Source organism: Leptospira montravelensis, from assembly GCF_004770045.1.
In the GTDB taxonomy this organism is placed as follows: Bacteria; Spirochaetota; Leptospiria; order Leptospirales; family Leptospiraceae; genus Leptospira_A; species Leptospira_A montravelensis.
The window spans coordinates 1-8,961 of sequence record NZ_RQFO01000013.1; the positions used below are offsets into that span (position 1 = coordinate 1).

Genomic DNA, 8,961 nt, shown 5'->3' on the forward strand with positions numbered 1-8,961 from the left:
GCACCTTAACGCTTCGCTTCGGCACTTACGGCCTCGCTCGGTCTGCGACACATAGGCTTCTGGCACTCCCCTTGCCTACGCAAGTGTCGTTCCAGTCCCTAACGTCCCGTTCCGGGACTCAGGGTCAGCCTACGTCGTTAAGGCTAGTTCGTTATGCGTAATGGCTTAAATCAAATCTAAATAAAAGAATAAAATGACTACCGAAGCAACAATCGCACTAATTTCTTCTTTGTCAGCTGTACTGCTAACTAGTCTTCTATCAATTTTCCAAATTTATATAAATAAAAATCTAAAAAACATACAGTCAAAAAATCAAATAGTATATCATCTACTAGAAATGAGATTTTTTCTTTTAGAATCATATAGACTAGACACCTTTCTTGAGATTTATCTTAATAAAATAATATCAACAGACGAAAACTTCTTTAAGGCTAACATTGTGGTCTTAAATCAAATTTGTAAGCTATTTATCAAAACCTTAAAGAGCCAAAACACAGAAAATCTAATTACAGGATATACCGAGGCAATTAAAAAGTTTTCCATTATTGATCCAACAACCTCCTTTTCAATTAGTCACCATAATGACACCTTTACGATTATTTCAAAATTAGATATCTATCATTCTGACTTTTTTAAACTAATAAATGATACTTTCTCGAGCGAAGATTTAAATAAATTATCAAAACTGGCAGAAGAATCAAAAAAAATCGTTCTAGTTAAAAAAATAAAAGAACTAGAGTCAGCCTTAATTGAAATTCAAGGAGGAATCCTTTATATTGAAAAAATAAAAATGTTTCACTATATAAAAAAAACTAAAATTCAATCAAAGTCTGAACAAATTAAAGAGTTTAATATTTTTCTTGAAAATCACTTTCCAGATATTCAATTAAGATTCTAACATTAGTAAATTATATCTTCTCGAACGAACAAACTTTTCTCTCAAGTAGAAAATTCCATACTGTTAAATCGCCACTACGCATAACAGCGCCTTAACGCTTCGCTTCGGCACTTACGGCCTCGCTCGGTCTGCGACACATAGGCTTCTGGCACTCCCCTTGCATTCGCAAGTGTCGTGGCCAGTCCCTAACGTCCCGTTCCGGGACTCAGGGTCAGCCTAGGTCGTTAAGGCTATTTCGTTATGCGTCATTCCTTAATCAAACATCTCTATGAAAAAAACTAACATCAATCAATTACTTTCCAATACAGAAGCTCTATTTGCCCATGTATACATGTTTACTGAGAAATTTGATATCCTGCCCGATAAGGAACACTACGGCACTTCAATTGCGTATACCGACATTCGCCAGAGAAAAGATGATTTCATAAGGGAACTAAAAAATTCTATCACTTCTTGGGTATACAACAGTAAGAAGGCTAAAGAACTCTTTAATGAAAGATTAGATAAAACTGAAGACTTAGCTAACTCTGCTTCTTTTTTAGCCAATCTTGCCCTAAGTAAATTCCGCCCGAATCAGCCGCAAGGCCAATTTGGTGAATTAATATTATTTAATTTTATTCAACATATTTTTGAAGCTCCACCATTATTAAGGAAAATGCCAATAACCACATCAACTGGACACGAAAGATTTGGAGCCGATGCTATTCACTATCGAGAAAAGAATGGATCGAATGAAATAATTCTTGGCGAATCCAAATGCTATGAAAGTAAGTACAAGTTTAATGATGCCTTTTTAAAATCACTTATTAGTATAGAAAATTCCTTCAACAACATTGATAATGAATTACACTTATATATACATGATGATTTCATAGACAGTCAACTCGTTAGCATAGCTAAATCCTATAAGTCAAATTCTCTTAATAACGTAAAATATGAATTGGTATGCATTATCATCTACAATGAAACAAATAGTATGGATAAATTAAACTCCCAAATTGATTTGGAAAATGAAATTAAAAGTATAATCCGTCATCGATGTTCAAAAATTGATAAACAAGAAATAAAGCGAATAAAAGAAAACGTATTAGATCGTATACATTACATCATATTCCCAGTTTGGAATTTAGATGAAATATTAAATTCATTCAAATAATATTAAATCATATGGAAAAAGAAGTCGAAGAAATATTAAACGAGATTTTAAATTTTGAACTGCTTCGAACGGCAATAAAATTAAAATTTACAAAAAGAAAGGAATTAGAATTCCCAGATCTACTACTAAAAAAATCATTAATCTTACTAGATTTTCTTTCAGTTAAAAAAGATGAAGAGAGTAAACGTGTCGTATTAATTATCTGTTCAGTTATTTGGCAATATCGCAAAAATGAATGGGGCGGGTTAAAAGATATATTTATTCTTTTTTTTAGTAGGATAGGTCATTCTCCATCGAGTGTAATGATTGATGAAGAATTTAATCATGAGACCAAACAATTCTCACAATTTAATAGCTATGTAAGTAGTTTAACAGTCACATATCTGCAAAGTCTTTATGAAATAAAAATTCGAAATTGTAAATTTTCATTAACTGAATTTCAAAGAAACATTTGGCACAAGCTTGATTCAAGCAATCTAATAGGAATCTCAGCTCCAACAAGTGCAGGGAAATCATTCATACTTGCTTTGAAAAGTTTAAGTTTAGTGATTAAAAAAAATGGAAGTATTGTATATATTGTTCCAACTTTAAGCCTAGTAAGCCAAGTTTCTTCAGATTTTAGAAAATTAATTGAATTATTCAAATTAGACAATTACCAAATTTTAAATACTTATGTATCAGAGGAGGAAACTCAAAATACAATTTATGTCTTAACACAAGAAAAGGCAATTGGTGCATTTTCAAGACAATCTAAACCATTCCAAAATTTACGTATCCTAATAGTAGATGAAATTCAAAATATAGAAAGGTTGGAATCAGAAACAGATACTAGATCGAAAATATTATATGATCTATTGCAAGAATTCAAAAATTCTAATCATCCAGACCATATCATTATTTCCGGACCGCGAATAGAAAATATCGATAATATCGGAAAAATGATTTTCGGTAAAAATGCATTAAAAGAAGAAAGTAAGAATTCACCTGTCGTAAACTTTACCTATTCTATTCGCTCAGAAAGAAAAAATAAGATTTTAAACCTACATTGCGATCTATTAAGTAGACCGTTAGGAATCCCAATATCCGAAAACATTGATTTAATTCCAAAACCAGGAGGTACTCAATATAATGAAAACACTCATAAATTCATTTTATACATTCTTGAGAGATTAGGAGAAAAAAGTACTAACATAATTTTTTCGCCCACGACCAAACAAGCTCGTAGAACCGCACTATTCTTAGCAGATAATTTAGACGATTCGATTAATAACTCTTTATCAGATCTAATTTTGTATATCAAGGCAACGGTACATGAAACTTACGATTTATGCATCGTTTTGCAAAAAGGAATTGCATATCACCATGCTAAATTACCGAGTCATGTACGTCTTGTTCTTGAAAAGGCTATTTCACTTAAACTGATTTCAAATATTATTTGTACAACGACTCTAATGCAAGGTGTAAACCTTCCCGCTCAAACTATAATTATAAGAAACCCCAATTTATTTATTAAAAGTAGAAGCGGAGAAACACCCAAATTAACTCCTTATGAAGTTGCAAATTTAAGAGGAAGAGCCGGTCGTTTGATGAAAGATCTTGTTGGTCGAACATTCGTTACTGACGAAAACTCTTTCATTGAAGAATCTGATCAGGAACAAAAATTATTTGAGGATGAATACAAAGAGATTACGACAGGCTATGATCAATCTTTCGAAAAAAATAGAAATCTCGTAGAAGAACAACTTAATTATGGAATTGAAGTAACTTTGGATGAACCTCATTTTCTTGTTACATACATAAGACAATCTATATTAAAATATCAGCGCAAATCATTGCAAAAATTAGCTGAAGTAGGAATTAATTTAGATGAAAAAATCGTAAAGAATGTTTTAAGCGAACTTTTAAAAATGGAAATCTCCGAAGAAATCTGTTTCGCAAATCGATACTGGGACCCTTTCGATCTAAATAAATTATATTTAATGAGAAATGAATTTGATCTTCCTTTGAAACATAATGATAGATATATAGCAAAAAGATTATTAAAAATAATCAATAAATTTAAAACAGAATTTCGAATCTATTTTGATCGTTACATTAAAATACAAGATGTCCCTAATAAAGAAAATTTATACTCATTCTGTATAAACGCAACTAGTTGGCTGCATCAAATACCTTTGTCAGAAATATTATCAAATAGTTTCTTTGATAACTCTGAAAAAATTGATAAAGCAATTGCTCAACTTCAAAATGATGTAACATACGGATTACCTATGTTACTCAAGCCAATTTATGATATATTGGCACCAAATGAACCTTTTCTCCGCTATATCGAAACTGGAGCCTACTTACCGATAACTAGAATTTTAATTGAACATAATGTTCCGAGAGAAACAGCAATTTACTTAACAAACACTATCTCAAACAACTTTCAAAACCAGGAGGAAATTTCTTTTACAAAAATAAAAGATGAAATCGAAAAACAAAGAGATAAACTTCCCTATTGGTTAAATATTCAATTAAATTTTTGAATTAAGGAACGACGCATAACAGCGCGGAAACGCTGCGCTTCGGCACTTCCGGCCTCGCTTGGCCTGTGGCACATTCCTCTCCGTCACGCTTCTCGCTCCGCAAGAAGTCGCGCCGACGCTAACGCCTCTGCGAGGCTCAGCTACGAGGAACGTCGTCTCCGCTAATTCGTTAAGCGCAATTGCAAAAAAAATATATGAAACCAGTTTATCTAATAACAATCTTTTTGTTAATTTCCTGCCATTTATTTCAGAAAGAAAAAAAGTATTTTGAGGTTATAGCAAAAAGCGGATTAATATTGAGATCGGGTCCTGGACAAAATTATAATAAAATTACTACTCTTCCAATAAATACATCAGGAATAATAAATGAATTTATTGGGCCAACTACTTACATACAAGGGAAAAAAGGATTATGGCTACAAGTTGAAACTGAACAACTAAATGGATATATTTTCTCAGGCTTTGCAATAATTCACGAAAACATTGAATCTCTTAATCAAAGTAGAAATTATAAATCTTTTCCAAAATTCAAAGGAATCTATCCATTTACAAATTCAGATCTAACCAAGGAAGAATTCACCAAAAAATTCCTAGAAAAGTTTATTGTCTTTGAAAGTGACTTAAGTCCCAAAACTAAAATCATTTTAGATAATGATTTATATAAAATAGAATTAATTTCTGCAAAAAATGAATATAGTGACTACCAAACTATTTTTGTTTTAAACAAAAAAGAAAAGTTAAATTATATACCAGACATAAACAATCTTCATCCGAAATCAATTGCGGAAAATTCAAAAATTATAACAGGATTTGAATATACTTGCTATAATTGCTGTGCTATGCCAACTGATACAATAGGAATCTTAGCTGAAAACAAAATATACACTTTACCCATTCCTTTGAATGACACCTTAGCATCATGCGATTTTGAAGGACAAGTTAAAACAGATTTTAGTCAATTACGAATAACAAATAAAAATGAAATAATAATTCACAAAACAATATACGACTGCTCTACTGATCCAAAATGCAGTCAAGCAGGAGCAGAAAATAATTGTAAGCCAACCAAAGTTTTTTCAGATACCTTTATTCTTATTGAAAATCCGTATTCAAATCCAAATGTCTTTGAATTTGATGCATCAGTTGTTCCTAAAAATATACTGATCCAATTTAAAACAGGCAGAACTGCAATAACAAATAAAAATCTTGATTAACTCTTTGCAACTGCGCTTAACAGCAACTAACCGCTTCGCTTCGGGACTTACTCCCTCGCTTGGTCTGCGACACATAGGCTTTTGTCACTTCTCTTGCTTGCGCAAGCGTCGTGCCAATCCCTAACGTCCCGTTCGGGACTCAGGGCCAGCCTACGTCGGTTAGTCTAGTTCGTTATGCGAAATTTTTTAAAATTAAGGTAAAAATGAAAAATATAATCAAAAGTAATCTAAAAATATTAATTATCCTTTTAATGTCATGCAATTGTTCAGTTGATATCAGACAGGTTCCTGAACCTAGAACTCTTATCGATTCTACTGTTTTTTGGACTCAAAAAAACTTATACATTGGTAAATTTGAGGTATATACTTCCGACTCTATTGAATACACAAAAGCTTGGAGACATATCTTCAAATCTTTTCTAATTAATAATCGAATTAGCAAAAATGTTAAAGATTTAAATGGTGAAACCCTAGTTAATAATGATGACTACATTCTAGACATTGAAATCTATCCAAAACTAAATGATGAATTTAATTATTGGTGGACCTGGCCTGCTATTTATCCATTGACTGGTTATTGGCCTATTCAGATTAGAGTCTACAATTATGAAACCATCATTAAATTTAAAATAATTAAGAATCAAAACATTATACATGATAGCGAAATTAAAGAAACAGATGAAAAAACTATAACTATTTATGGTTTCTACAGAACTTCAGACATTGAAAAAATGATCGAAACTGTTAATCTAAAGGCATTAGATAAATGTTCAAAAGATATTTCATTAAAAATTCAATAACTTTAGCATTATTAATATTTACATTTAACTGTATTTCCGTTCCTAAATATCCAAAAAACGATAACATAAATTGTATTGCTAATTTTTACCACAATCGCAGACAAATGAGGGATATTCAGATTGAAAACCGAAACTTCACTATTGTTATGTCATTAGTTACTCTACCTACATTATTCATATTCGGTGTTCCTGGTTTACTACCTATTGCAATTTTGCCTTTTACACAATATAGAAATTTCAGCAAAACTAAAATAATTCTAGAACGCTATGAAAGTCAACACTGTCAGTAACTATAATTTTCATTAAAAATACATATTTCAATGAAAAATTACAAAACAGCAAAATATATATAACAAAAAACTTCGCATAACAGCGACTTACCGCTTCGCTTCGGGACAAGCCCTCGCTCGGCCTACGGCAAATTCCCTTTCTGGCATTCGCCTTGCTTACGCAAGCTACATGCCAGTCCCTAACGTCCCGTTGGGACTCAGGGTCAGGGAACTTCGGTAAGTCTAGTTCGTTAAGCGAAATTGTATAAATTTAATCTATTAAGGAAAAATAATGAAATTAGTAAAATTAATTCTTATCACAGCAGCTCTTACAACAAATTTAAATGCTCAAGAGGCAGAATTTGAAAAATTAGAAAAAATAACTTCAATGGGAAATCTAGAAAACTTTATAACATTCTATTACACAAGCCCTAAACCAAAACTAGTTCCCAATGCAATACTATTCATTCGTGACAAAAATCTTACCTCTAATTCTAACTTAGAAAGACATTTTGTACCTTTTTTTGGTGAAGTTTTCAAGAACAACGAAGAGAATATTCCAATTTGGTTCGAATCTTTAAGTAAGTTATCTGACGACGATATTTATATATTTTCACAAGCTTTACTTTGGAGTGATTCAAAGTATTCAAAATTAACTATAGAGAATCTTCTAAAAAAGACAAAAAATAAAGAACTTATCAATTCTATTAATAATATTTCAAATGAAATGAAACCAATAAACCTCCTAGAGGCAGATATCTCTTCTGCCGAACAACTTGACATGCTTTGGAACTCCTTCTTTGCTACTGGTAATGAAAAATTTATTGAAAAAATTTTATTAACAAGTGAAATTGCTAATAAACCTTTAAATCAAATAATAATTTCTCAAACTGCACGATGGTCAATTAAAGCAAACTCAAAAATTCATACTAAAGTTCGTGATTTTTGTAACAAAAATAAAAAGAATTACAGCGAGAATATAAACTTATTCTTACAATCTATTAGTGAATAATATACAACTTCGCATAACAGCGACTTAACGCTACGCTTCGGGACAAGCCCTCGCTCGGGCTAAAGCCACATTCCTCTTCTGTCACTCGCTTGCATACGCAAGCTACGTGCCAGTCCCTAACGTCCCGTTCGGGACTCAGGGTCGAGGAACGTCGTTAAGTCTAGTTCGTTATACGCAACTGCTTAAATTTTAACATAAAAAGGAAAACAAAATGAAACAAAGAATCTTTGGAGTAATTATTTTATTACTCATATTAAATAATGGGATTAACCCAAACGACTTAAAACAGATAGAAAAGTTTGATGAAGAAGAATATAAATTAGTTTTTACAGATTCTAATGATACTAACTCTATTAAAGAATTTTTAAGAAACAAAGACAAATTAGAAAAATGGGATAGAATGATCACCAGATTTAATTGGAAGAATGTTTCAACAATAAAGGAAATCTTACCTATTTATCTCGAAAAAGTTATTACACCAAACTCTATTAGAAAACCTAATATTCTTAAAAACAGTAACACTACACATAAAGAAGATTTTATCTTTGAATTTTTCCTTTCTACTGGAAACGGAGATTATATTGAATATAATTTGCATCGTATGATTACAACAAATGACGATAAAGTTGAATCGTTCATTTTTGCAATCAAACTACCTCTCACAGGTACAAAAGAAGTTGATCAAGAAAACATTAGAAACATCTTAGAACCTAATCGTCCAAAATGGATTGCTGAAATTCAAAAAATTAATATTAATTAATTCTGCTTAGTATATATCATTTGTTTTTGTGATATACTGTTTTGACCTTCTATAAACCAAAAGAAAAATAAGAAAAAGATACTGTGACCAATCGCAGCTGCGTATAACAGCATCTTCCCGCTACGTTTCGGGACAAGCCCTCACTCGGCCTTCGGCAAATTCCCTTCCGTCACGCTTCTTGCTCCGCAAGAAGGCGCGCCGACGCTAACGCCTCCTACAGAGGCTCAGCTACAGGGAACTTCGGGAAGACTAGTTCGTTATACGACAGTCAGCAGATGTTTTCCTGAAAGTAAGAGTAATAATGAAGAAATATCTAACTATTTA

The 8,961-nt window shown here is 31.9% G+C and carries 7 protein-coding genes; all 7 read left to right on the forward strand.

Annotated features, from left to right (window positions below):
• Positions 1-193: 193 nt before the first annotated feature.
• The 7 genes from EHQ31_RS09240 to EHQ31_RS09270 all read left to right on the forward strand — a co-directional run bounded on the left by EHQ31_RS09240 (position 194) and on the right by EHQ31_RS09270 (position 8,637).
• On the forward strand, positions 194-898 hold the full coding sequence (locus EHQ31_RS09240) for a hypothetical protein (RefSeq protein ID WP_135571108.1): 705 nt from the start codon (positions 194-196) through the stop codon (positions 896-898).
• Between the two features lie 268 nt (positions 899-1,166).
• Complete coding sequence (locus EHQ31_RS09245; RefSeq protein ID WP_135575090.1) at positions 1,167-2,054, forward strand: HamA C-terminal domain-containing protein; 888 nt, start codon at positions 1,167-1,169, stop codon at positions 2,052-2,054.
• A gap of 11 nt (positions 2,055-2,065) precedes the next feature.
• Positions 2,066-4,582, forward strand: a complete 2,517-nt coding sequence (locus tag EHQ31_RS09250; RefSeq protein WP_135575091.1) for a DEAD/DEAH box helicase — start codon at positions 2,066-2,068, stop codon at positions 4,580-4,582.
• A gap of 194 nt (positions 4,583-4,776) precedes the next feature.
• Complete coding sequence (locus tag EHQ31_RS09255) at positions 4,777-5,796, forward strand: SH3 domain-containing protein (protein WP_135575092.1); 1,020 nt, start codon at positions 4,777-4,779, stop codon at positions 5,794-5,796.
• A 203-nt stretch (positions 5,797-5,999) separates the two neighbouring features.
• Positions 6,000-6,596, forward strand: coding sequence for an LBF_2127 family putative lipoprotein (locus EHQ31_RS09260; protein ID WP_135575093.1), 597 nt, complete (start codon positions 6,000-6,002; stop codon positions 6,594-6,596).
• 561 nt (positions 6,597-7,157) lie between these two features.
• Positions 7,158-7,877, forward strand: a complete 720-nt coding sequence (locus tag EHQ31_RS09265) for a hypothetical protein (RefSeq protein ID WP_135575094.1) — start codon at positions 7,158-7,160, stop codon at positions 7,875-7,877.
• A 211-nt stretch (positions 7,878-8,088) separates the two neighbouring features.
• Positions 8,089-8,637 (forward strand): hypothetical protein, encoded by a 549-nt coding sequence (locus tag EHQ31_RS09270; protein WP_135575095.1) that lies wholly within the window; start codon positions 8,089-8,091, stop codon positions 8,635-8,637.
• Positions 8,638-8,961: the final 324 nt, after the last annotated feature.